This is a genomic window from Acinetobacter sp. FDAARGOS_559 (genome assembly GCF_003940475.1).
Taxonomy (GTDB): domain Bacteria; phylum Pseudomonadota; class Gammaproteobacteria; order Pseudomonadales; family Moraxellaceae; genus Acinetobacter; species Acinetobacter baumannii.
In genome coordinates this window covers 96,185-118,559 of the sequence record NZ_RKJG01000005.1, presented here as the reverse complement: position 1 = coordinate 118,559, position 22,375 = coordinate 96,185, and the positions used below count along the sequence as shown (strand labels likewise).

Below are 22,375 nucleotides of genomic sequence, written 5' to 3'. Positions count from 1 at the left end.
TTCAATGGTTAGATGGAACGCATGCTTTTGTTTGTTATATATTTTGACCAACAATAGCCAATAACCAAACCTAGACCGATTACAAACAGAATTAAGGATAAATTTGACCAGATTAAAGGACTGTCTTTAGTTAAAACACCAAATAGTAGTCCAAAAATAGCTGGCGCTACAGATGCATTAGGCCCTTCCGAAACAGTCGGTGTCACCAAAATAGCAAAAACAACTAACCAGCTTATTGCGCCCAAAGTGGTAGGTAAGCGGCGCATTAAACGCCACCAGCACCACAAGGCAATAATAGCGCCAACGCCATAAGCTGTTAAAGCAATAATCTCTTCAGGAATTGCATCGAGAGAAGAAAGTAATTGATTTAAAATTCCAGCTTGATCTTCACGCACCACGTAAGCCCTCTGGTTCAACTGCATTTGGGTTAATTAACCCTTCTGGCGGCATCTGAATAAAGAAGCCTTTTGTTTGTAATGAGTCTAGAACATGTAAAACATTTACACGCGCTAATTTACGTGTTGGAGCCAATTCTAAATGCATGACAAACGTTGCGCGACCAAAGGCTTGTAAAACAGCTTCTGGAACTTTTTCAAACGGATCGGCTTGCTCCGTCTCATCAGGATAGTTTGGACGAGCAATATAAATATACATTTCATCTTTTTTGCTCGATCTATAAATATCACAGTGCATTTCAAATCAACTCTTGAACTAAGGACAGCATACATGAAAAAAAACGACAGACACACGCAGGTTTGTTTACGCATCAGTCGTTTTTTCTTTTCTTGAGAAATATTAACCTACAACAATCATTAAGGTCGATAAATAACTTTTAATTTTCCAAAGTTTTAAATTTTCAACCTTCATTAACTCTTTAATTTTACATAAAAAATCTTTTTGTCGACTTTTATAAAATAAAAATTTTACATTTTAAAAACAATAAAATTTGAACTAAAGCAGACTAGCTTTGATTTAATCTATTGAATTTTATAAATTTAAGGTTAAGTATAAAGTTAAATAAGCTCTAAATAAGATTCAACTTATGTATACAGGATAAGACATTATTTAACCGTTTTTGATTTTTAATATGATTCAATAATAGAAGATCTTAAAAGAAAATATGGAGGTTATGCGTAAGCGTCCGCTGAATCCCATACCTATTTTTTAATTCGATTTAGGTTTCCAGCAGTGCGGCAGTAACTCTTCAATCTGGGTCACTTTATGTGTCGGTAACCTTTTCAGCACATCACTTAAATAGGCATACGGATCCAGCCCATTCAGCTTTGCTGACTGGATTAAAGTCATGATGTTTGCCGCTCGCTGACCACTGCGCAGCGAACCTGCAAACAGCCAGTTCTTGCGCCCCAACGCCCAGGGACGCATCTGATTCTCTACCCAATTGTTGCATATCGGTAGATTGCCATCATCCAGATAGCGGCTTAAGGCTGGCCAACGCTTCAGAGTGTAATTGATGGCCTTGGCGGTGGGAGAACTCGATGGCACTGTCAGATGATGTTGGTTGAGCCATTCATATAGTTGTTGCATCACTGGTTGACTATGCTGTTGTCGGTATTCGCGGCGGTCTTCCGCTGTACCATCGGTCTTTTTCCTGAGTTCTGCTTCTATCGCATACAGTTTCTGAATCAGCACCAATGCCTGTTCAGCGACCTGACTTTTCCCGGTCACATGCAGTTCATGGAATTTACGACGTGCATGGGCCATGCAGCCGACCTCTATGACCTGGCCTGATTTAAAGCGTGCTTTATAACCACTGTAATCATCACAGACTAGATTGCCCTGCCAGCCTTTCAAGAACTCTGCAGCATGCTGGCCTGAACGACTATCCTGAAAGTCATAGATCACCGCCTGAACTGGATTGTACTGTGTGGTGGCATAGGCCCAGACATAACCTTTCTTCGGTTTTTTCTCATTCTCACCCATCCGCATGATGGTGACCGGTGTTTCATCTGCATGCAGCACCCGCTGTTGCTGTTAGCGGCAATGTAAAAATGACCCCCCAACAGCATTTGAAAATTGACCCCCTTGGTTAATATAGTGGTCTTTTTGGACTGCTCAACATGTTAACTTTGGAGCAAGCAGTGACAATCCAAATACTTCATCAACAAGGTCAATCTATTAAGGCAATTAGCCGCGAACTCGGTATTTCTAGAAATACTGTGCGTAAATATTTACGATCTCAAGTAACACCTAAATATCAACGAACACAATCTAAAGTGAGTATTCTTGAGCCTTATAAACCGTATTTAATCAAACGTGTAAATGCCGCCGATCCAGAATGGATACCGGCTGCAGTGTTGTATCAAGAAATCTTGCAAAAAGGCTACACGGGGAAAATTAGAACACTACAAAATTATCTCAATACATTAAAGCCAACTAAACAACCAGAGCCGATTAAGCGATTTGAGACTCAACCAGGTCAACAAATGCAGGTTGATTTCACAAAAATTCGACGTCATCACACCACATTAAAAGCATTTGTTGCAACTTTGGGATACTCTAGAGCAACCTTTGTTAAGTTTTATGATCATGAACGTTCTGATGCATGGATTGATGGCTTAGAAAGTGCTTTTCAGTTCTTTGGTGGTGTTCCTAAAGATGTATTATTTGATAATGCTAAGGCCATTATGATTGAACGTGATGCTTATCAAGATGGTCAACATCGCTGGAATGCTAAATTACTTGATTGTGCTAAGAAATATAACTTCCGACCACGTGTTTGTAAGCCATATCGTGCGCAAACAAAAGGTAAAGTAGAACGCTTTAATAGTTATTTGAAATCAAGTTTTATCGTGCCATTAAAAGCAAGTTTAAAGGTGGTTGACCTTAGCTTAGATGTTGATATGGCAAATGCCTATATTGGTCGATGGCTTAGTGAAACAGCAAATCAACGCATTCATGCAACAACTAAAGAAAAACCAAGTACTCGTTTGCTTGAAGAACAACAATATTTTTCTTCATTACCTTTATTTAATGATGGTTCTAAAAAATCTGTAATTGATGATGTTAGCCCATCATCACTCATACCTCATGAGAGTGTTCAACACCCCTTATCAATCTATGATGAATTACTGGAGGTTTCTTAATGAATTTACAGTATGAGCGTATTGAACAGCTTTGCCGTCAGCTTGGTCTACAAACAGTGGCATCACAATGGTCACATCATGCACAACAAACCTTAGCAAAGGATGGCAGTTATGCAGATTTCGTTGAAGCTATGCTATTACATGAATACACAGCCAAGCAGCAACGTAGTCAACAGATTCTTTTACAACTTTCAGGTCTTACTCAAATCAAAACGTTGGAGGCTTATGATTTTAATTATGCTTTAGGTGCTCCAAAGTCGCAGTTGCTTGAACTATTTAATTTAAGCTTTATTCCAAGAGCTGAAAATGTTGTATTTATTGGTGCAAGTGGTGTTGGGAAAACACATCTATCAATGGCTTTAGGCTATAAGGCAATTATGAATAATATTAAGACTAAGTTTATTACTGCAGCTGATTTAATGTTGCAACTTAGCCTAGCTTATCAACAAGGTAAATTAAAAACTACATGCAACGTGTTGTACTTGCTCCAAAGTTATTGATTATCGATGAAATAGGATATTTACCATTTGGTCGTGAAGAAGCAAATTTATTTTTTAATGTTATTGCCAAGCGCTATGAAAAAGGCAGTACGATTTTGACCAGTAATTTACCATTTAGCCAGTGGTCTAAATCATTCGCAGATGATGTTACTTTGACAGCAGCAATGTTGGATCGTTTATTACATCATTGTCATGTTGTACAAATATCTGGGGAAAGTTATCGTCTAAAAGATAAAAAGAGAGTAGGAATTCAACCACAAATTGAGTCTTAATAAATCATCAAAGGGGTCAATTTTACTTTGCTGTTTTAAGGTAAAAGGGGTCAGTTTTAAATTGCCGTTGACATTGCAGCACCACCTCTTTTAAGGCATTGGCCAGAGGTTCCAGTTCTACACCGCAGCGACCTATCCAGTCAGATAAAGTTGATCTAGAAAGTTCGATTCCCGCCCGCTGATAGATCAGACGTTGACGGTACAGCGGCAAATGATCGGCATACTTCGATACCAGCACATGGCTGAGCAATTCAGGTGAAGCAATGCCTTTATCAATCACATAGGCGGGCATCGCTTGCTGAGTCAGAGTGTCACACTGATCACAGACCCATTTACCACGCACATGCTGTTCCTTATAGAACTGTGCCGGTCTGAAATGCAGTTTCTCACTGACATCTTCGCCGATACGACGGAGTTGGCATCCACAAGTGCATTGGGTTGATGCAGGTTCATGCTCAATACGGATGGTGTGTAGATGATCTGGCAGTGGTCGACGTTTAGGTTTATTGGTTTTGGCTTTCTGTGTCGCTGCATCGGTTTTATCTGCATTTAATCGTTCTAATTCCAGATCAACAGCAGCAATATCTTCTTCAACCGCTTCATCCCATAGGTGGATTTGTTTTGCCGTTAAGTGTTCATTCTTTTGGGCGAATTTGTGCTTTTTAAACAGCGCCAGTTCATGCTCGTATTTTTGATTGAGAATAGAAAGATGTTGAACTTTGGCATCCAATTGTTGGTTTGATTGTGCTAGAGACTGATGCTGCATCGCCAACTGTCTGGTGAATTCCAGCAGTTGTTCATGGGTCAGTTGGCTTAAGTCAGGCAGCGTATTCATGACCGCAGTATGCCTGAGGTCATGAAGAGAATGAAATAGAACGTTTGGAGGATGGCAGAATGGTCGAGCTTGGTTTAGAGCATATTCACCACTTGCTGCAATCCAATTCTCTGCCAGGGCAAACCTTGGATTAATGCCTGTAACTGTTCCGGGCTGAGGGCCACGGTTTCACCTTGGTGAACTTGAGCCCAGTGAAATTTACCCTGTTCCAAACGCCGGGCACACAGCCAGATGCCCAGTCCATCATGTACCAACACTTTCATACGATGACCACGTTTATTACAGAACAGGTAGGCGCAATGCGGTTTGATGTAGCCAAAGGCTCTCACCACCTGAGCCATGACAGTATCCATTCCTGCTCGCATATCCATGGGCTGGGTAGAGAGCCAAATTTCATTGATACGGATCATGTTGCCAGTGCCTTGAGTAATTCTGCCAAGGCAGGTATTTCTGATGTCTGCCATTTTAGCTGAATATCATTATTCGTATGAGGCACGGTGATACACAACGTGATCCTCTCATCAATAGGTTGGCTGATTGCAGCAGTGTAAGGCAAAGCAATAAATGCTGGATTCACATGAGTAGGATCCTGCACGGCACCCTCATGATGGCTGAAGATCCTGATCCAACGACTGACAAGGTTGGCATTAATACTATGTTGCAGTGCGACCGAAGCGATCGAGGTATTAGGATTTTTACAGGCATTGACAATACTGAGTTTGAATTCTTTGCTGTATGTTCTGCGTTTTTTAGCAACAGGAGGTGTTGCTGAATATATATCCATGTTCATGGATTAAGTCCCCACTTGTTTTTAGGTGGGAACTAAATTAAGGCTTATAGGACCGCTTGGTAAGGCTGTGTTAGCCGGATGCTTACGGTTATGCTATGTCTCGTGGCGACAAATCATCTTATACAGCAAAACAAAAACGTCAGGCGAAACATATTGTTGAGAGTGAAGTAGATAGAGGTCATTCTCAAGAAGAAGCTGAACGTATTGCATGGTCTACCGTCAATAAACAAGATGGCGGCGGCAAGAAAAAATCACATTAAAACTACCACTGGATACTTCTTTAGTTGGCCTATGACTAAAGAAGTATCTTATCAACATGTTAACGCAAGCATTAAAAGATTCTTGAGCCTTGCATATAATCATTACTTACCTGATTTAAAGTATTTAAGATTATATGGTCATCTTGAGTACGTAAGGCTTCATTTAAGCGATTCATGTAATTCACTAACATTTCTTTCGAAGCTTGAGCGAAATCGGTAGTTACCGCTTCATCTTCATATAAGATGACATAACTACGGGCAAACCCATAAATGAGATAAATTACAGCTTTTTCGTTTAGGTCTGATGAATGTTTGAGATGGTGTTCACAGGCACTTTTTAAATTCTTAAATGCATCTGCACCAGTAGATTGATTTTTGAAAGATGAAAGTATTGTTTGGAAGTTCATATCCATATTCCACTTAAAAAGTAAAGCTACAGAAGAAGGATAAACCTGTCAAACAATATGTTGATTATTATAAATTTAGATTGTAAAAAATTATAAAAAACGCCCAAAACCATGGGCGTTTTCATTAAACAAAAGCTTAGAAACTGACTTCAATATTGACTGTTGTACCAGATTGCTCAATATTGGTTGAAACATTAAAACCTCGTATTTTTAACTCTTCCTCTACCTGTGTGATATGTTCAGGATGCAAAGCATCTATTGGAAATTGAAAAACTGCCCGTCGCTTACCTTCTTTCGAGATTTCCTCGGTTCCAGATAAAATTTTTTCTAACAATAGTGCTTGATCTATTTTTACGTCTTTCGCATTTTTTCTTGCCTGTTCAGCATTAAAATTATTCGTCATATTTATATCTCTAATTATTAGTAGTTTTCATTTATAACATAAAAAAATTGATCTCAATATTAGCTTATTATTGATTTTAAAAACTTTTTACACCTCCATATATAAAATTAGAGGCCTCCTCTCCCCGAGAAGGCCTCTATATTTCTGCACCGAAACAAACTTATAGTTATATATTGTTTATTTTGAAATTGTTTTTCTTGCTACCAAGAATATACAGACCTGTATATATACACAATTGAATTTTTCTCACTAATAAAGTTAATTTAATTCAGCATGACTTTCTATAATTAAGATTAAATCATCTTTTTATAATTTAAACTTTATAAAATCAGTAAAATGTAAACTCAAACTAAACAAAAAGTTAATCTTATAAAGGCTAACTTATTAAATGACTTTATTTTAAAGTTATATTAACGAACACCAAATAATCAGTTATTAATCAGATAAGTTATTTTGAATCTTAAAATTCAATTTAACTGAAAATTTTTCTTAATACATAAACCTAAAATAAAAGACTGGCTTTCTCTTCTTTAAATAACTGAATAAGCGGCTTAGTTAAAAGCTCATAGCGCCAACCCAATAAATAATCTGGGAGATCCTGTTCATCACCTTTAGTAAGCACATGCTGATGAATCGCATTTAACCATTTCTTACGAAGTAAAACTTCTTTTGGTATAGAGGTTTGTTCTATCGCTTTAGCAATCAATGCATCCATTTTATTTAGGGTTTCTTTGGATGTAATTTTAAAAGGTTTAGCAATTTTAGCTGGCCAGTGTCCTTCAACAGGTAAGTCTTTTAAAAGATCAAGAATAATCTTACCGTATTCACGGACAACATTCGGACGAATATCTTTTACTTGAGATAATTGGAAACTATTGCGTGGATTTTTTTCGACTAAATCAATCATCGTCGAGTTTCTAAGGATAAAACTACGTGGCTGGTTTGTTGCTCTAACCACCTCTTCACGCCACTCACTTAAATTTTGCAATTGCATTAATTGGCGGCGTGAATGACGATAATTGCCCACATCTGTATATAACAATGGGGTTGGTGTTTCACTAATAATTTCTTTCGTTAAACTACTACAATCCTCAAGAACATACTCATAAAGCCCTTTTTGTTTGAGCTGATCTTTAATATGGTTAGCCAATTGCATAAGGTATAAAACATCATTTGCCGCATAGCATAGCTGTTGCGGAGATAGAGGACGTGCCAACCAGTCTGATCGAGTCTGGTCCTTTTCAATATCAATCTCTAAACAAAGCTTTAATGCACCTTGATAACTTACTTGTAAACCATGTCCCAAAAAGGATAATCCAACTTGAGTATCAAAAACATTTAATAGGTTTTGTTCATCGGCATAGTGATAGATTAAATCAATATCTTCACCACATGCATGAAAAATATTTTGTTGAGCAAGAAAGATTTTTTTCCAAAACTCGCTTAAATCTAAAGACACTCCATCCAGCAAATATACATTTCCGTTGACATTGACTTGACATACTCCAAGTTTAGGCCAAAGGGTATCAACCTTAATAAATTCTGTATCAAGCCCATAAGTTGAACATTGATCCATTTGTTGAAGAACATCAACCAATTCGGTTTGCTGTTGGATAAACTGAAACATGCTTTCTCAAGTAAATGCAAAGAGTGCTTTAAACTCTGGTATATATAACATAGGATTAGAAAAATGCTACTGAATCCTTGATGAATAATCTATTTTTGAACAATTTTCCAAAAAAGAGATAATTTTTTGATCATTATTTTAAATTTTTCAAATTTAATGTCCTTCTAAATGTTTATTTTTTACAAAAGATTTTTTTAATTTATATATTCACTGAGTCGTTTTTAAAAATATGTTTTTGTCTTTTAAAAAGATTTTTGATAATACGATATTATTCAAAAAATATTTGAAATAAGCACCGAGGTACTTATTTCATACGCATACGGTTATGAACAGCCTGACTTAAGGTATGACTATCCACATATTCAAGCTCGCCACCTTGTGGTACGCCTTGAGCAATACGTGTCATGTGAATAGGTAAATGCTTCGTCGCTTCAACCAAATAATGCGCTGTCGCCTGACCTTCCACAGTAGCATTAGTTGCCAAAATGACTTCTTCGATCGTACCTTGGCTTAAACGTTGGATTAGATAAGGAATACCTATTTCTTCTGGCCCGATTCCATCTAATGGAGAAAGATGCCCACCCAACACATGGTATTTGCCACGAAAACTACCACTTTGCTCGATTGCCATAACATCTGCCGGAGACTCAACTACACAAAGCAATTGATCATCTCTTTCTGTTGAAGCGCAAATATCACAAATTTCATGCTCTGTTAAAGAGTGGCAAACACTACATTCATGAATATAACTTGATGCTTCATGTAGAGCATGTGCTAAAGCAAATGCACCTTCACGATTTTTCATCAAAAGATGTAAAGCCATACGTTGGGCCGACTTCGGTCCAACGCTAGGCAAAATACGTAAAGCTTGAACGAGTTGTTCAAATCTATCACTAAACACTGATCTTCCTTAGAACATGCCTGCTAAACCAGGAGGTAAACCCATACCTGAGTTAGCTTTTTGCATTTTTTCTTCAGAAACTACTTCAGCTTGACGCACAGCATCATTCACCGCAGCTGCGATTAAGTCTTCAATCATGTCTGGTTCGTCTTGAAGTAATTCTGGATTAATTTCGATACGTTTTACGATATAACGGCCAGTCATTGTTACTTTAACTAAACCACCACCCGCTTCAGCGTGTACTTCAGTTTGAGCAAGCTCTTCTTTAGCCTTTTTTATATTTGATTCCATATCTTTTTGCATGCGCTGCGCTTGCTGCATGAGCATATTGATATTCATAAACCTAACTCCGTATCTCTATCAAATATTTCAAGTATTATTGATAGTCATATAACACTTCGGAACTTAAACTCTTTGAACGCCCCTATCGATCAATAAGATCATTGAGGTCAGTACGTTTAAATCAAAATTAATCCGCAATTCTGACACAATAAATTAATGTTTTCTATTGGTATCTATGAAACTCTTTTAGGTAACTCATCCATTTAAAGCTTTCTATACGAAACTTTTTACTGTGAAGGCCAGTTCTAAAATTTAAGTTAAACTACTGCGAGGCTTGGAGGGTGCTATTGTCAGGTTTGTATTCATTTAAAGGAATTTTCTGAAAAGAGGCATTCGCTTTTTCTATTGTATGATCAGCTTCTTCAACTGATTTATTTGCATCATTAATCAATAGAACAGTTTCATTAATTTGAGTCGGTTCATCCTTTTGGGCAAATACTTTGTATCCAACCAAACCAATTGCCCCTATAGCAACTAAAATAATTATAGGCTTAAGCATGGTTAAAAACTCACTTTGTTATTTTTATTAAATTTAGAACTTTTATACGTTGTGATTTTTAATTCATTTACAACAAAATGTAGCTTTTTTATTTCAATCGTTGTTTGTGAGTAACTTCCCTTAAAGTAAAGCCACACTAAAAGAGTGTGGCTTAGTTCTTAGATATATAAATTTTATTAGATCAAATCTAATCCACGTGAGATATCACCAATAATATCGTTAATATCTTCTAAGCCAACCGAAACGCGGATTAAGCCTTCTTGAATACCAGCAGCTTGTTTTGCTTCAGCAGAAAGTTTGCCGTGTGTGGTTGTAGCAGGATGCGTAATTGTTGATTTCACATCACCTAAATTACCCGTGATAGAAATAAATTTGGTGTTATCAATAACCTTCCACGCGCCTTCACGCTCACCTTTAACTACAAAAGAAACTATCCCGCCAAAGCCATTTTGCTGTTTTGCTGCAAGTTCATGACCTTCATGAGTTGGAAGCCCGCCATAATAGACCTTTTCTACTTTTTCATGGGTAGACAACCACTCGGCAAGTTTTTGAGCATTTTCACAGTGCGCTTTCATACGTAAACGTAAAGTTTCTAATCCTTTTAAGAAAATCCATGCATTAAACGGACTCATAGATGGCCCTAAAGTACGCACTACGCTAAAAACTTCTTCTAGGAGTTGATGGTTACCTACCACTGCACCACCTAACGCACGGCCTTGGCCATCTAAATATTTAGTCGCAGAGTAAATCACGAGATCTGCACCCAACTTTAACGGTTGCTGTAAAACAGGTGTACAGAAACTATTGTCAACAGCAAGTAATGCGCCATTTGCATGTGCAATATCTGCAAGCGCTTGGATATCTGCGATTTCAGCTAATGGATTAGACGGTGACTCAACAAATAATAGTTTAGTTTCTGGACGTACTGCATTTTTCCATGCATCTAAATCGCGTAGATCATCAAATGTGATATCTACACCAAATTTGGCAATATATTTTTCAAATAAAGCGACAATAGAACCGAAAACTGCTCTTGAGCAAATAACATGATCACCTGCTTTTAGATACGCCATAGCAATCGATAGAATTGCTCCCATACCTGAGCTTGTAGCCACGGCACGTTCAGCCCCATCTAAAGCCGCTAAACGTTTTTCGAACATCGATACAGTCGGATTAGTAAAACGAGAATAGATATTTCCTTGAACCTGACCAGAAAATTTTGCAGCTGCTTCAGCAGCGTTTTCATATACAAAAGATGAAGTCAAAAAAATTGGTTCGCCATGTTCACCTTCAAAACTACGAGTGTGTCCTGTACGAATGGCTAAAGTATCAAGTTGGTATTCTAAATCATCAGACTGGTTCATTAAATGTTCGCCTTTACTGGTCATGTACTAAAAACTATCATCATTTTGAGTGCCTAAGGTATTTAAGGTCAAGGTAAACCTGAAAATTATCGCTTAGACTTCAATCAATCTTTAGTATAGTTGGTAAAACAAGATGAAACGCTTAAAGTCCCTTGTCTCAGAACAAAGTCAAATCAAGCACCTCTCTACCCGACTATTTCGTCCTCAAACATTAGTATTGTCACAAAGCACTCCGTTTGAAGTGATTGGTGAATTCAATCAAACCCGTGTTCGTTATTATGCAGCTACAGAAAAGAGCTTTAGAGAACCATTAGTATTTGTGGCACCTTTAGCTATTAATATGGCGATTTATGATTTATATCCATATCGTTCTCTTATCAAATACTTCCAAAATGCAGGTTTTGACGTATACCTTGTCGATTGGGGGCGTTTAGGCTTTAAAGATAGACATCTTAACTTTTTATCGTTTATTGAAGATTTTATTCCTAAAGCTATAGAGTTTGTTCGCACACATTCAGGCAGTGATCAAATTTCTTTACACGGATGGAGTATGGCTGGCATATTCGTTACTTTATATACAGCGCATAATCATCCGAATTATGTCAAAAACCTTATAGTTTTAGGTAGCCCAATCGATAGCTATGCTTCTGGTTATATTGGAAAACTCTACCGAACCATAAACAACACTATTGCCCGCAATAAAAAGCTTCAGGAACGTATTTACTCAGGTTTACCGAAGCGTTTGATTCATACTCCGGGCATTTTAAATTCCTTAGGCTTTAAAATTCTTGACCCTAAAGGCTGGTTCGATGGTCATATTCAATTACTTAAGAACCTTAATGATCTTCAGTTCGTACAAGAACATGCCACATTAAGCAGTTTTTTAAACAATATGATTGATTATCCGGGAGGCATTAATCAGGACATGTTATTTAATGTTTGGCTGCAAAATCCATTAAGACAAGGTTCTATTCAGTTAAAAGATAAAAAAATCGAATTAAAAAATATCGACTGTTCACTCTTAGTCGGAGCTGGTCGTAGTGATCAATTAGTTACGGCTGATGCAGCTCAGCCATTAAGCCAGTTAACCAGTAGCCAAGATGTTACGTTTACTCTTATTCCTGGCGGTCATTTAGGTCTAATGTCAAGCCAAGCAAGTGCGCAGGAATTCTGGCCAAAGCTAGCAACATGGCTGAGTGAGCGTTCAACAAAAATCTAAATTTAGGCATAAAAAAGCCCTCTATATGAGGGCTTTTATCTAACATTTTCTCTATGAACACAAATCCAAGCTTAGACTCACTAGAAGGATAGTTTTTTAAATACAAAGTACCCGACCTTACTTTCAAAACTTCCATCTTTTTGAATATTAAAATACTTTTTAACAACACCTGCTGCATTTTCTTGGAGATACCTAAGCGTTTTTATTTGACCTTCAGGTGTCTTCATGCGCTGTACCCAACTATCAAAATCTAGTTTGAGAATTTGTTTTTCTAAAATTGTTAATTCAAAACCAGCATCTTCAATAAAGTGAACCCAGTCTTTAATACTGTAATTTCTTACATGACTAGGGTCTCGAATCACTTCTATAGTCTGTAAAAATGTATCTAAAATAGGGAAACTTGAGCTAATAATATCAACAAAAATAACAGTGCCATTTGGCTTTAATACACGATTAATTTCTTTCATTGCTGTTGGGACATGCTGCCAATGATGGGCAGAATATCGACTAATAATTACATCAAACTGTTCATCAGTAAAAGGCATATCTTCAGCAATACCTTGCTGTACAAAAATATTTTTTATTTTTCGAGCATTGGCAGCTTTTGAAACTGTATCGAGCATTTCATGAGATAAATCATAAGCAAAAACCAGATCTGCATGGCGAGCAACGTTATAAGCTACATGACCACCACCGCAACCTAAATCTAAAACAACGGCATTTGGATATTCATCAATTTCTTTAATGAATTTATCAAACTCGACCCCTTCAGAGTGAGCTGTGCTATTCAAATAACTTAAAGATTTATTTTGATACTGTTTTAAATTTATCTCATGTTGTTTCAACATGGCTTATTCCTCTTCTTTGATGAGTTAACCATAAAAGAAAAAGTAGATAAAAAATAATGATTAGTTTTTCAATAATTAATAAAATAAAGTTATAATTTGTATCTCTATCAATTCTTAATAAAAAAACCACCAAATGGTGGTTTTTTAATGTAAGGCCAAGTTCATATTTAAAAATTACTTTGCAGTAAATTTAATGTTGAACTTTCTTACTTGTTTTCTAACTTCCGGATTAGAAGGTAAAACAAAGGGACTTGCACGCCATATTGCCTTTTCAATACTCGACTTAAACTTTTGGTCTTCTTTATCTAGAAAAATAATTTGTTCAATCTCACCAGTATCACTTAAAAAGACTTTAACGCTAGCACTCATTCCCACTGAAGAAGGCGGAACATTCCAAATTTTAAAGATCTTTTTTTGATATTGTTGCTTGTACTTTTCTGCTTCTACAATAATTTTGTCATCATCACTTTTTGCTGGTGATAATAACTTAGAATTAATTGTGCACCCACTTAATAACAATATAGAAGTTAAAATAATGACGTTTTTCATTTATAAAACCAATTTTTTCAACGATTAAAATTTAACATTTTATCTTTTTAAAAACCACCTAAATGGTGGTTTTATGCTAAATAGCTACTACTAAATATGTTCTTAGCAAATTCTAGATTTTAGCTAATTTACGAGGATTATTTAGTTTAACTATTTAATTATAATTTTCAGCATCGTTTTAAAAAGATATTTTATAACGTGAATTTATACTTGAGTGTTCAGGCATATCAGCAATATCCTGCTCAGTAAAAATTCCATGTTCAAGTACTTTAGTACCATTAAAGGCAGTATTGACCGGAGTAACAGGTGATTTAGTAATATAATTTTCATCTGCTTTTTGTGTTAACGATGCACACCCATCTAAACCAAATCCTGTAGCCAATACAAGTAACAATCTCTTCATCTGTCTCACCTGTTATTATAAAAATCAAACAATCTAACAAATTATCTACTGATTGTCACATTTTTAAAACGATTGAGTCTAAGCCAATTCTTTACAAAAACTCAATGAAATGTAAAGTAATTTGCATAAAGTGTTAAATTGTGTAAAATACCTAAATAATTTAATGATATGTTTTAACTTATGATCTTTTTACTTTTCTTATTTTTGTTATTTACCTTTGTACTCCTCTTAAATGCTCATTACAAACACTAGGTATTTGTATCTGTTCTTCTCATCTGCTAAATATTTTTGAAAAATTAATTATTTTCTTAAAAGCGTTTACTTACTTTCTTTAGTCTAGATTTTTATAAATACAAAAAAAGCCCGCTTTGTAAGCAGGCTTTACCCTTTTTGATTTTTTGCGCTGATCATTCAGGACTTTTTGCTGTTTGTGACAGCGCTCGGATATTACACTTATACTTAAAGATTAAAAAGACTAATCTTTTTAAACTGATGCATTTACTCATCAATTTCAATCGGATCGCCGTCTTCAGGACGAATATGTCGTGTCCCATCATCAGCAGGATCGACACTAGAGCCATCCTTAGTAATCGAGTTATACATTTCGTCCTCTTTTTTATCGTCTATGAATTCTTCATCTTCAAAATCAAGAGGCTCGTCATCATCTTCAAAATTTAAAGGCTTTTCTTCATCTATCATGTGAACCATCCTTTTTTAAGCTATGTGATTTCATGCTCAAATAAATATCGGATATATTCAACAGTGAACACACATCATTTATGTAAAGAATACTTAAAAATTATTAAAATATATAAAAAGTTAAATAGTGTTATTCAAAATATTTTAAAAACTCTTCTAACTCAGGTAAATGTGCAAAGTTTTTATGAGCATCCCCTAACACAACCCAATCATGTTTTGACTCTATACAAAAATTAAGTTTTAAATCTGGTTTAAACGGTTGTTCGAGAAGCCCCAACGGTATCCACATATAGTTTGTACCATTAATTTTATTAGGGACAGGCGAACCACATCTATTACAAAATGATGAAGTAAAACCAGTTTCTTTTTTATAGGTAGCCACATATTCCTTACCCATCAACCAATTAAACTGATTTTCTTTTACTAAAGTAGCGGCATTCGCTCCAGTACCTGTTTGTTTTCGGCATAAGCTGCAATGGCAGTGATAAACCGTTTTGATTTCACAAGGTACAGAGAATTTTACTTTATGGCATAAACAAGAACCGATGTTAATCATATAACGTACTTATTTCATTACTATAAAAATTTTAATCATGACTTTAAATATTGGTTAAGTATATATTTTAATTGTTTAATATAAAATATATCTAATCTTTTGATTTAAAACAGATTATAAAAAAGATCTTGATATATAAAGCTTTTTTATATTATAAGGTGAAATGTGACTTTAAATAACACTTGAGTAATTAATAGTCATTGAAATATTGGGAATAAACCTTATATTGAGTACAGGTTCATACCTTTAACTGAGGAAAAGCTCATGAATAAATTAATGGTTGCGGTATTCGCTGGAATGGTGACCCTTGCCGGTTTCAGTGCTCAAGCTGCAACACCTGAGCAAGAATGTCAAAAATTGCAAGATGATTACAATTTGATTTATGCGTCAAAAGGCTTTTGTTTTAAAGACCAAGATGCTAAAGAAAAATATGGTAATGAAAACTGTCATACGACTAAGCCAAAATTCTCTGATAAAGAGCAGCAACGTCTAGACGCAATTAAAGAACGTCAAAAAGAATTGAAATGTAAATAGTATTTAAAGGAATAATACATGGCATATGATGATCAAAATATCTTCGCAAAAATTTTACGTGGTGAACTTCCAGCGATAAAACTCTATGAAGATGATCAAGTTCTAGCTTTTATGGATATTATGCCCCAAGCCGATGGTCATGCATTAGTTATTCCAAAAACTCCTGCAGTAACTTTACTTGATTTACCTCCTGAAGCGGCAGCTTATACCATCCAGATCGTGCAAAAAATTGCTAAGGCAATGGAAACTGCATTAAATTTGGATGGAATTGTGCTCATGCAGTTATCTGGAGCAGCTGCCGGACAAACTGTCCCTCATGTTCATTTTCACCTAATTCCGACAAATGTTCACCAACTTGGCAAACATGCGGCGCAATTAGGAGACCAAGATAAAATCAAAGCTTTGGCTGAGAAAATTAAAGCAGCACTTTGATTTTAAGAGATAAAAGCGGAGTTTAAACTCCGCTTTTTTTATTTAAAAAGTGTAATAAAATCAAAAGAAAATAAAGTATTTCCAATTTTTAATTGTCATAAAACTGTCATTTCTTCTTCACTCCATTGTCACAAAGTTTACAGATACTTCTTAGCAAGTTGGTGAGCTTCTGTAACTTTTTGTACATAAGCCAACTAAAAAATAAAAGTTAGCTAGGCATACGCCATTTAAAAATACCTTTTGGAGAAATCTCAATGAAGAAATTGCTTCTCGCTGCCGCAGTTGCAACTTTGAGCGTAAACGCGGTGCAAGCAGCGCCAACTTTGTACGGCAAACTAAACGTTTCCATTAACCAAGTTGACAACAAAAATTTCGATGGTAAAAGTGACGTTACCGAAGTTAACTCAAACTCTTCTCGTATTGGGGTAAAAGGCGAAGAGAAGTTGACTGATAAGCTATCTGCTGTTTATTTAGCTGAATGGGCAATTTCTACTGACGGTTCTGGTTCAGATACTGACCTTAGCGCCCGTAACCGTTTTATTGGTTTAAAAACTGAAGGCGTCGGTACGTTAAAAGTAGGTAAATATGATTCTTACTTCAAAACCTCTGCTGGTAGCAACCAAGACATCTTTAACGATGACACACGTTTAGATATTACAAATATTATGTACGGTGAAAACCGCTTAGATAACGTGGTTGGTTTTGAATTAGACCCTAAATTATTAGCTGGTTTGACATTCAATATCATGGCTCAAACTGGTGAAAGCACTTCTGATAGTAAAAAAGGCGAAACTGGTAAAGACAGCAAAAATGATAGCTTCGATTCAGTTTCGACTTCTCTAGGTTATGAAAATAAAGACTTAGGTTTAGCAATCGCTGCTGCTGGTGACTTCGGTATCAAAGGTAAATATGCTGCTTACGGTTTGAAAGATGTTTATACAGACGCTTACCGTGTAACTGGTTCTTATGACATTGCTAAATCTGGTTTTGTAGTAGGTGCTTTATGGCAACATGCTGAACCTACTGATGACTTGACTGCATATGGTCAAACATATAAATCAGATGGTTCAATCGATAAAGCTGGTAAAGCTTACCGTGGTTTAGAAGAAGAAGCATACGCGGTAACTGCTGCTTATAAAATTCCTAACACTAAACTTAAAGTAAAAGCAGAATATGCTTCTGCTGAAACACAAGTAAGTGGTCAGGCAGATCGTAAAATTGACTTGTATGGTTTAGGTCTTGATTATCAAATCAATAAACAAGCTCGCTTCTACGGTATCGTTGCTCAACAAAAACGTGACTGGTTGAACGACGACGACAAACAAACTGTTGTAGGTACTGGTATTGAATATAACTTCTAATCAGTTATGTTTGATTCAGATCTAAAATAAAAGGGCTTATGCCCTTTTATTTTATTGTGCTATCAAAAAAGCCGATATAAAAATATCGGCTTTTAAAAAATTTATATCTTATTTTAAGAAACCACTTACAAGATTCATCACATTTTGAATATCTTGGTTAGCTTCTTGATGATCTGTACTCTCACCTTGAGGTGTTAAAGAATCAATGACTTGAGGTAAGACAGAAGCGATTGCACCATAAACTTGTTCTTTTGGTGCTTGAGCTTGCTGAGCAACTTGTTCAATGTCTGCTGGATTAAACAGACTTTGTAATTGCTGGGTTGGAACCTCACTATTACTTTGGTTTGGATCAACCCAACTTTGAACTTGGCTACCTAAGCCAGCGCCTTTTAACTTTTCTAAAGCAGCCTGTAAACCACCTTGTTGCTGAACCCAGCCTAAGATTAAAGGTACCACTGCAATTAATAAACTTTGTACACCGCCACCAGCTTGAGGTGTGTTGTTATTACCAGTGACTTGTCCTAATACAGAACCCAATACTCCACCAAGACCACCTTGGGCACCAGATGAAGTATTACCGCCCATTTGTCCTAATACAGAACCTAAAATTCCACCTAAACCACCTTGACCCGACGCTTGCTGATTCCCACCTAAAGCTTGCTTAGCCAAAACTTCTACAATGTTGCTTAAATTTGTCATGAGTAACTCTTATGTATGGTTTATACATGAGCATACGCGTTTTTTTGTTAAGACAGCAAAAATCAAATTGTTAAATTTTGAAAGAGATTGCAAGGTCTTTTACCAACGGAATTTATTCCAATTTTCTGGATTTGCCCAAAATTTTGAATTAAACCAATCTGGTACATGCTTATAGGTCAAAATATTAAATTGCCATAAAGCAAAATCACTATCATGTGAAGTCTTATCAATAAGTTGGGTAAAACCTAAAGAACGCAGAAGTTGTTCATCACTGCGTTTGCTCACGACAACAATTCGTTTTGCTAATAAATCTCTTAGCTTTACTAATAATTGTGATTTCTGCACATCGCTGATGTCCTGCATTTCATCAGTATCAAACAATACAAAACCCAAATCATAACGCTGAGTAAAAGGCAGACTTAACAGCTCAGTTACGGTAAAATAGTGCCATTGAATTGCGTTATTCTGGTCAATTTTCTGGCCAATACAAAGTGCAGTATGAATAGGCTGTTCATTTGATAAATCGTCTAGCATAGAAGTGATGACATTTTGTTCAGCCATAACTGCAACCCTTAATTGAAAGATGTGAGTTTAAACTTTATGGAACTACAAGGCATTTGCCATAAAATGCATGCAGGCCTAAAAGATGCTAGTGTAACTGATCAACAGACAACCAAGGCAAATGTTGAATACAAATTTGTATTAGACCGTTCAGAAATTGATCTTCCTTTTAATTTAGGACAAGAACTAGAAATCGAATGGACAGGTAATATTTATTGCACCTCTTGTGGTGCTAAAACACCAAAGTCTTATTCGCAAGGCCATTGCTTTAAATGTTTTAAAACGAAAGCGGAATGTGACCTTTGCATTATGAAACCTGAAACATGCCACTACCATTTGGGTACATGTCGTGAAGATGACTTTGCCCATAGCGTATGTTTCCAGCCTCATATTGTCTATTTAGCAAATTCAAGTGCTTTAAAAGTAGGTATTACTCGCGTTAGCCATATGCCTGGTCGTTGGTTAGATCAAGGGGCAACTCAAGCCTTACCTATTTTAAAAGTTGGTTCACGTCGTTTATCTGGTCAGCTTGAAACCATGTTTGGTTCCTTAATTGCGGATAAGACAGATTGGCGTAAACTTCTCAAAGGCGAAGCTGAACCTCTAAATTTGATTGAACAACGTGATCAGTTAATTGAGGAGTTCGCCCCTAAAATTCAAACTATTCGTGAAGAATTTAGTCAAAACCTTGAATTTAACGAAACGGTTGAATTACTAGAAAATGAATTGCCACGTGAGTTTGTTTATCCAGTTGAACAATATCCTGAAAAAATTAAGTCTTTAAACTTAGATAAAACACCAAAAATTCGTGGAGTATTGCAAGGTATTAAGGGCCAATATTTAATTTTTGATATTGGTGTTATTAATATCCGTAAATATACAGGTTACGAGCTGATTGTACGTGCATAAAAGTCGATTTAAAAAAGCCCCATAAAAATGGGGCTTTTTTAATCAATATAATTAAGATAATCTATTTCTAAATAACCAAGCTGCTAAAGGTAAAGTTACTATTCCCAGCACAATCATTGGTAAAAAGTTCAATTTGACTTGGGCAAAGCTTGCACCTTCCAAATAAACCCGCTGTACCAAGTTAATTCCAAATCTTAATGGATTTGCATAAGTTACTACTTGTAATGCTTTTGGCATGTTTTCTACAGGTGTCAGTAAGCCTGAAAGTAACATCAAAGGCATAATCAATAAAAATGTAAAAAGCATGGCTTGTTGCATATTTAAAGATAAAGCTGAAATTGATAAGCCCACACCAACTACAGCCACGTTAAAGCTGAATAATCCAAAATAAAGCAGTCCAATAGAGCCATTCATTGGAATTTTAAACCAGAACAAAATAATCAATAAAATAATGGTCGATTGCATCAAACCTACAAAAATCGGCGGCAAAGCCTTACCAATCATAATTTTTAATGGCGTATAAGGTGTCACTAATAATTGATCAAACGTACCCTGCTCACGTTCACGCGCAACTGATAAAGCAGATAAAAGTAATGTCTGCATCATACTTAATGCTGCAATTAATGCAGGCATTAAGCTCCAACGAGATTCCTGATTTGGGTTGTACCATGTTCTTGTTTCAAGGCTAATCGGTAAAGCTGAATTAAACTTTTGCTGATTGAACTGACCAATAATTTTATTTAGATATGATCCTGCAACCATAGCTGTAGATGAATTTCTACCATCAACAATGACCTGTATAGGAGCGCTTTGGTTATTGTTTAATTTACTCTCGAAATCATTAGGGATCGTAATTATGAGCAATGCCTGACGGTTATCAATGACCTGTTTGATTTGTTCGGTATATTCCAGTGTTGCAACACGCTTAAAAATACCAGAGCCATCGAGCTTCGAGATCAGCTCATGTGAAATCTGCCCGTTGCTCTGATCTAAAATTGCATAATCTACATGGTTAACGTCATAAGTAGTCGCATAGCCAAATAAAAGTGCTTGCATCAGAGCGGGTACAAATAGAATAGCCCTATTTGTAGGATCACTAAAAATGGTTAAGAATTCTTTTTTGACTAAAAAACTTAATTGTTTCAGCCACGTGATTAATTGCTGCCCCATAACTTTATCTCAACCGTTTTTTCAGTGAAAAGTTCACAGCACATATCAAAACAACGATATATCCCAATAAAATACCGCACTCTTTAAACCATAGCTTCCAATCATCCCCTCCCATAAATAAAGTTTTAATTAAAACCATAAAATGCGTCGCTGGAAGTAACTGGCTAATAATTTGCACAACCAAAGGCAAGTTGCGTGTATCAAAAACAAATCCGGAAAGCATCAGTGCTGGCATAAAACTTGCCAACAAAGCAATTTGACTCGCCTGAAACTGACTTTGGGCAAAGCCAGATATAGTTAAACCAAGTAATAATGAAACGATTAAATATAGAAATGAAGCAGATAAAATTGTTAATAATGAACCGCGCATAGGTACTTCAAAAATAAAATGTGCAGCAACAATACAAATAACGATATCAATCATGCCGACAACAACGTACGGAATGAGTTTTGCCAACACAATTTCAAATGGCCGTACTGGTGTGACAAATAAGGCTTCTAATGTTCCCCGTTCCCTTTCACGGGCAATAAGCAGACCCGTTAAAAATGCGCCAATTAAAGTTAAAATGAGTACCATTAAACCCGGTACTAAAAACCAAGTACTGTTACCAGATTCGTTAAACCATATTCTTTGTTCAATTTTAACGGCGCTTGCAGATGCTAATATTGGGCTACGATCAATTTGTATTGATGGCGCGGTAGCCAAAGCACCCGCGACATACCCCTCTAAAACAGTTGCTATGGTGGTCGATCCACCATTTAATAGCAATTGAACCTTTGCGTTACCTTGTTGGGCCTGATTTGCAAAATCGGAAGGCAAATGCAAAATCGCATCAATTTTGCCATTTCGAATGGCCTGTTCTGCTTCAGGCAAATTATGAAATTCTAGACTGGTTAAATATCGCGATCCATTTAAGCCAGCTAAGACCTGATTGACCTGCGGCGAGGACTGATCAACTACAACACCAACTCGTGCTTGGTTCAAGTCAAAAGAAAGTCCATAACCAAACAGTAAAATTAAGATAACAGGCAAAACTAGGCCAATTCCGAGACTGCTTTTGTCACGAAGAAGCTGTTTAGTTTCTTTCCGAACTAAGGCTTTCAAGCGACTCCAAAATGCAAAGCTCATTG

The 22,375-nt window shown here is 36.2% G+C and carries 27 protein-coding genes and 3 pseudogenes; 8 read left to right on the top strand and 22 right to left on the bottom strand.

Annotated elements, in window-relative coordinates; all coding sequences use genetic code 11:
* Nucleotides 1-8: 8 nt before the first annotated feature.
* The 3 genes and pseudogenes from EGS71_RS02035 to EGS71_RS02025 all read right to left on the bottom strand — a co-directional run.
* Nucleotides 9-395 (bottom strand): hypothetical protein, encoded by a 387-nt coding sequence (locus EGS71_RS02035; RefSeq protein WP_001206390.1) that lies wholly within the window; start codon nt 393-395, stop codon nt 9-11.
* Entirely contained in the window at nt 388-693 is a 306-nt protein-coding gene (locus EGS71_RS02030) for a YcgL domain-containing protein (RefSeq protein ID WP_000543500.1), read from the bottom strand. Before EGS71_RS02030 ends, EGS71_RS02035 begins: the two co-directional genes overlap by 8 nt.
* Before the next feature lie 471 nt (nt 694-1,164).
* A pseudogene (locus EGS71_RS02025) lies at nt 1,165-1,989 on the bottom strand (IS66-like element ISAba25 family transposase); the annotation flags it as partial.
* An 89-nt stretch (nt 1,990-2,078) separates the two neighbouring features.
* Here EGS71_RS02025 and istA point away from each other — a divergent pair.
* Together istA and istB are read left to right on the top strand one after the other, a co-directional pair.
* Entirely contained in the window at nt 2,079-3,104 is a 1,026-nt protein-coding gene (gene istA, locus EGS71_RS02020) for an IS21-like element ISEc57 family transposase (RefSeq protein ID WP_002009888.1), read from the top strand.
* Nucleotides 3,104-3,876 (top strand): annotated as a pseudogene (istB, locus tag EGS71_RS02015) (IS21-like element ISEc57 family helper ATPase IstB). The gene istA and the pseudogene istB overlap by 1 nt, the downstream one beginning before the upstream one ends.
* A gap of 67 nt (nt 3,877-3,943) precedes the next feature.
* Here the strand turns inward: istB and EGS71_RS02005 are convergent.
* The 3 genes and pseudogenes from EGS71_RS02005 to EGS71_RS01995 all read right to left on the bottom strand — a co-directional run.
* Nucleotides 3,944-4,711, bottom strand: a pseudogene (locus tag EGS71_RS02005) (IS66-like element ISAba25 family transposase); the annotation flags it as partial.
* A gap of 74 nt (nt 4,712-4,785) precedes the next feature.
* Nucleotides 4,786-5,121: an IS66 family insertion sequence element accessory protein TnpB gene (gene tnpB / locus EGS71_RS02000; RefSeq protein WP_000619347.1), complete on the bottom strand. Its 336-nt coding sequence runs from the start codon at nt 5,119-5,121 to the stop codon at nt 4,786-4,788.
* Nucleotides 5,118-5,501: a transposase gene (locus tag EGS71_RS01995; RefSeq protein WP_001055589.1), complete on the bottom strand. Its 384-nt coding sequence runs from the start codon at nt 5,499-5,501 to the stop codon at nt 5,118-5,120. Before EGS71_RS01995 ends, tnpB begins: the two co-directional genes overlap by 4 nt.
* Before the next feature lie 95 nt (nt 5,502-5,596).
* Between EGS71_RS01995 and EGS71_RS01990 the strand changes: the two genes are divergently transcribed.
* Nucleotides 5,597-5,761, top strand: a complete 165-nt coding sequence (locus EGS71_RS01990; protein ID WP_000086293.1) for a hypothetical protein — start codon at nt 5,597-5,599, stop codon at nt 5,759-5,761.
* A 71-nt stretch (nt 5,762-5,832) separates the two neighbouring features.
* On the opposite strand, the gene EGS71_RS01985 is transcribed toward EGS71_RS01990, so the two are convergent.
* The 7 genes from EGS71_RS01985 to EGS71_RS01955 form a co-directional block, all read right to left on the bottom strand.
* Nucleotides 5,833-6,174, bottom strand: a complete 342-nt coding sequence (locus tag EGS71_RS01985; RefSeq protein WP_001985689.1) for a hypothetical protein — start codon at nt 6,172-6,174, stop codon at nt 5,833-5,835.
* A gap of 130 nt (nt 6,175-6,304) precedes the next feature.
* Nucleotides 6,305-6,571 (bottom strand): hypothetical protein, encoded by a 267-nt coding sequence (locus tag EGS71_RS01980; protein WP_000183702.1) that lies wholly within the window; start codon nt 6,569-6,571, stop codon nt 6,305-6,307.
* A 502-nt stretch (nt 6,572-7,073) separates the two neighbouring features.
* Entirely contained in the window at nt 7,074-8,198 is a 1,125-nt protein-coding gene (locus EGS71_RS01975; RefSeq protein ID WP_000486120.1) for a ribonuclease D, read from the bottom strand.
* 304 nt (nt 8,199-8,502) lie between these two features.
* A complete protein-coding gene (gene recR, locus EGS71_RS01970) occupies nt 8,503-9,099 on the bottom strand; it encodes a recombination mediator RecR (protein WP_000490551.1) in 597 nt (198 codons plus the stop codon).
* A 9-nt stretch (nt 9,100-9,108) separates the two neighbouring features.
* Nucleotides 9,109-9,438 carry a YbaB/EbfC family nucleoid-associated protein gene (locus EGS71_RS01965; RefSeq protein WP_001024697.1) on the bottom strand — a complete coding sequence of 110 codons (330 nt, stop codon included), beginning with the start codon at nt 9,436-9,438 and terminating at the stop codon, nt 9,109-9,111.
* Between the two features lie 265 nt (nt 9,439-9,703).
* Entirely contained in the window at nt 9,704-9,940 is a 237-nt protein-coding gene (locus EGS71_RS01960; RefSeq protein ID WP_000917295.1) for a hypothetical protein, read from the bottom strand.
* Nucleotides 9,941-10,116: 176 nt separating this feature from the next.
* The gene (locus EGS71_RS01955) at nt 10,117-11,304 is read right to left on the bottom strand and encodes an O-succinylhomoserine sulfhydrylase (RefSeq protein ID WP_031946199.1); all 1,188 of its coding nucleotides are present in this window, start codon (nt 11,302-11,304) and stop codon (nt 10,117-10,119) included.
* A gap of 133 nt (nt 11,305-11,437) precedes the next feature.
* Between EGS71_RS01955 and EGS71_RS01950 the strand changes: the two genes are divergently transcribed.
* Nucleotides 11,438-12,523, top strand: a complete 1,086-nt coding sequence (locus tag EGS71_RS01950) for an alpha/beta fold hydrolase (RefSeq protein WP_000825830.1) — start codon at nt 11,438-11,440, stop codon at nt 12,521-12,523.
* An 80-nt stretch (nt 12,524-12,603) separates the two neighbouring features.
* On the opposite strand, the gene EGS71_RS01945 is transcribed toward EGS71_RS01950, so the two are convergent.
* The 5 genes from EGS71_RS01945 to EGS71_RS01925 form a co-directional block, all read right to left on the bottom strand.
* Nucleotides 12,604-13,371, bottom strand: a complete 768-nt coding sequence (locus tag EGS71_RS01945; RefSeq protein ID WP_000917650.1) for a methyltransferase domain-containing protein — start codon at nt 13,369-13,371, stop codon at nt 12,604-12,606.
* 174 nt (nt 13,372-13,545) lie between these two features.
* Nucleotides 13,546-13,920, bottom strand: a complete 375-nt coding sequence (locus EGS71_RS01940; RefSeq protein WP_000800035.1) for a TonB C-terminal domain-containing protein — start codon at nt 13,918-13,920, stop codon at nt 13,546-13,548.
* A 178-nt stretch (nt 13,921-14,098) separates the two neighbouring features.
* Nucleotides 14,099-14,323, bottom strand: a complete 225-nt coding sequence (locus tag EGS71_RS01935; protein ID WP_000826151.1) for a hypothetical protein — start codon at nt 14,321-14,323, stop codon at nt 14,099-14,101.
* A gap of 498 nt (nt 14,324-14,821) precedes the next feature.
* Nucleotides 14,822-15,022: a hypothetical protein gene (locus EGS71_RS01930; RefSeq protein WP_000564581.1), complete on the bottom strand. Its 201-nt coding sequence runs from the start codon at nt 15,020-15,022 to the stop codon at nt 14,822-14,824.
* Between the two features lie 130 nt (nt 15,023-15,152).
* A complete protein-coding gene (locus tag EGS71_RS01925) occupies nt 15,153-15,578 on the bottom strand; it encodes a GFA family protein (protein ID WP_000608152.1) in 426 nt (141 codons plus the stop codon).
* A 264-nt stretch (nt 15,579-15,842) separates the two neighbouring features.
* Between EGS71_RS01925 and EGS71_RS01920 the strand changes: the two genes are divergently transcribed.
* From EGS71_RS01920 to EGS71_RS01910, 3 genes are all read left to right on the top strand, one after another.
* The gene (locus EGS71_RS01920) at nt 15,843-16,112 is read left to right on the top strand and encodes a YARHG domain-containing protein (RefSeq protein ID WP_001037927.1); all 270 of its coding nucleotides are present in this window, start codon (nt 15,843-15,845) and stop codon (nt 16,110-16,112) included.
* An 18-nt stretch (nt 16,113-16,130) separates the two neighbouring features.
* On the top strand, nt 16,131-16,544 hold the full coding sequence (locus EGS71_RS01915) for an HIT family protein (protein ID WP_000312749.1): 414 nt from the start codon (nt 16,131-16,133) through the stop codon (nt 16,542-16,544).
* Between the two features lie 254 nt (nt 16,545-16,798).
* Entirely contained in the window at nt 16,799-17,905 is a 1,107-nt protein-coding gene (locus EGS71_RS01910; RefSeq protein ID WP_000734917.1) for a porin, read from the top strand.
* 108 nt (nt 17,906-18,013) lie between these two features.
* Here EGS71_RS01910 and EGS71_RS01905 read toward each other — a convergent pair whose 3' ends face one another.
* Together EGS71_RS01905 and EGS71_RS01900 are read right to left on the bottom strand one after the other, a co-directional pair.
* Nucleotides 18,014-18,604, bottom strand: a complete 591-nt coding sequence (locus EGS71_RS01905) for a YidB family protein (protein ID WP_000183448.1) — start codon at nt 18,602-18,604, stop codon at nt 18,014-18,016.
* Nucleotides 18,605-18,703: 99 nt separating this feature from the next.
* A complete protein-coding gene (locus EGS71_RS01900; RefSeq protein ID WP_000840537.1) occupies nt 18,704-19,165 on the bottom strand; it encodes a DUF6231 family protein in 462 nt (153 codons plus the stop codon).
* A gap of 39 nt (nt 19,166-19,204) precedes the next feature.
* Here EGS71_RS01900 and EGS71_RS01895 point away from each other — a divergent pair, with 39 nt between their 5' ends.
* Nucleotides 19,205-20,074, top strand: coding sequence for a DUF2797 domain-containing protein (locus tag EGS71_RS01895; RefSeq protein WP_000422836.1), 870 nt, complete (start codon nt 19,205-19,207; stop codon nt 20,072-20,074).
* Between the two features lie 51 nt (nt 20,075-20,125).
* Here the strand turns inward: EGS71_RS01895 and EGS71_RS01890 are convergent, their stop codons facing one another.
* Nucleotides 20,126-21,244: an ABC transporter permease gene (locus EGS71_RS01890; RefSeq protein WP_000531471.1), complete on the bottom strand. Its 1,119-nt coding sequence runs from the start codon at nt 21,242-21,244 to the stop codon at nt 20,126-20,128.
* A gap of 4 nt (nt 21,245-21,248) precedes the next feature.
* Nucleotides 21,249-22,373, bottom strand: coding sequence for an ABC transporter permease (locus tag EGS71_RS01885; protein ID WP_000006388.1), 1,125 nt, complete (start codon nt 22,371-22,373; stop codon nt 21,249-21,251).
* Nucleotides 22,374-22,375 lie beyond the last annotated feature (2 nt).

Excerpts from the sequence above, each read along its gene's own strand:
- EGS71_RS02030 (WP_000543500.1), bottom strand. The coding sequence starts at position 693 with ATGCACTGTGATATTTATAGATCGAGCAAAAAAGATGAAATGTATATT.
- istA (WP_002009888.1), top strand. The coding sequence starts at position 2,079 with ATGTTAACTTTGGAGCAAGCAGTGACAATCCAAATACTTCATCAACAA.
- tnpB (WP_000619347.1), bottom strand. The coding sequence starts at position 5,121 with ATGATCCGTATCAATGAAATTTGGCTCTCTACCCAGCCCATGGATATG.
- EGS71_RS01995 (WP_001055589.1), bottom strand. The coding sequence starts at position 5,501 with ATGAACATGGATATATATTCAGCAACACCTCCTGTTGCTAAAAAACGC.
- EGS71_RS01990 (WP_000086293.1), top strand. The coding sequence starts at position 5,597 with ATGTCTCGTGGCGACAAATCATCTTATACAGCAAAACAAAAACGTCAG.
- EGS71_RS01985 (WP_001985689.1), bottom strand. The coding sequence starts at position 6,174 with ATGGATATGAACTTCCAAACAATACTTTCATCTTTCAAAAATCAATCT.
- EGS71_RS01980 (WP_000183702.1), bottom strand. The coding sequence starts at position 6,571 with ATGACGAATAATTTTAATGCTGAACAGGCAAGAAAAAATGCGAAAGAC.
- EGS71_RS01975 (WP_000486120.1), bottom strand. The coding sequence starts at position 8,198 with ATGTTTCAGTTTATCCAACAGCAAACCGAATTGGTTGATGTTCTTCAA.
- EGS71_RS01965 (WP_001024697.1), bottom strand. The coding sequence starts at position 9,438 with ATGAATATCAATATGCTCATGCAGCAAGCGCAGCGCATGCAAAAAGAT.
- EGS71_RS01960 (WP_000917295.1), bottom strand. The coding sequence starts at position 9,940 with ATGCTTAAGCCTATAATTATTTTAGTTGCTATAGGGGCAATTGGTTTG.
- EGS71_RS01955 (WP_031946199.1), bottom strand. The coding sequence starts at position 11,304 with ATGAACCAGTCTGATGATTTAGAATACCAACTTGATACTTTAGCCATT.
- EGS71_RS01950 (WP_000825830.1), top strand. The coding sequence starts at position 11,438 with ATGAAACGCTTAAAGTCCCTTGTCTCAGAACAAAGTCAAATCAAGCAC.
- EGS71_RS01945 (WP_000917650.1), bottom strand. The coding sequence starts at position 13,371 with ATGTTGAAACAACATGAGATAAATTTAAAACAGTATCAAAATAAATCT.
- EGS71_RS01940 (WP_000800035.1), bottom strand. The coding sequence starts at position 13,920 with ATGAAAAACGTCATTATTTTAACTTCTATATTGTTATTAAGTGGGTGC.
- EGS71_RS01935 (WP_000826151.1), bottom strand. The coding sequence starts at position 14,323 with ATGAAGAGATTGTTACTTGTATTGGCTACAGGATTTGGTTTAGATGGG.
- EGS71_RS01930 (WP_000564581.1), bottom strand. The coding sequence starts at position 15,022 with ATGATAGATGAAGAAAAGCCTTTAAATTTTGAAGATGATGACGAGCCT.
- EGS71_RS01925 (WP_000608152.1), bottom strand. The coding sequence starts at position 15,578 with ATGATTAACATCGGTTCTTGTTTATGCCATAAAGTAAAATTCTCTGTA.
- EGS71_RS01920 (WP_001037927.1), top strand. The coding sequence starts at position 15,843 with ATGAATAAATTAATGGTTGCGGTATTCGCTGGAATGGTGACCCTTGCC.
- EGS71_RS01915 (WP_000312749.1), top strand. The coding sequence starts at position 16,131 with ATGGCATATGATGATCAAAATATCTTCGCAAAAATTTTACGTGGTGAA.
- EGS71_RS01910 (WP_000734917.1), top strand. The coding sequence starts at position 16,799 with ATGAAGAAATTGCTTCTCGCTGCCGCAGTTGCAACTTTGAGCGTAAAC.
- EGS71_RS01905 (WP_000183448.1), bottom strand. The coding sequence starts at position 18,604 with ATGACAAATTTAAGCAACATTGTAGAAGTTTTGGCTAAGCAAGCTTTA.
- EGS71_RS01900 (WP_000840537.1), bottom strand. The coding sequence starts at position 19,165 with ATGGCTGAACAAAATGTCATCACTTCTATGCTAGACGATTTATCAAAT.
- EGS71_RS01895 (WP_000422836.1), top strand. The coding sequence starts at position 19,205 with ATGGAACTACAAGGCATTTGCCATAAAATGCATGCAGGCCTAAAAGAT.
- EGS71_RS01890 (WP_000531471.1), bottom strand. The coding sequence starts at position 21,244 with ATGGGGCAGCAATTAATCACGTGGCTGAAACAATTAAGTTTTTTAGTC.
- EGS71_RS01885 (WP_000006388.1), bottom strand. The coding sequence starts at position 22,373 with ATGAGCTTTGCATTTTGGAGTCGCTTGAAAGCCTTAGTTCGGAAAGAA.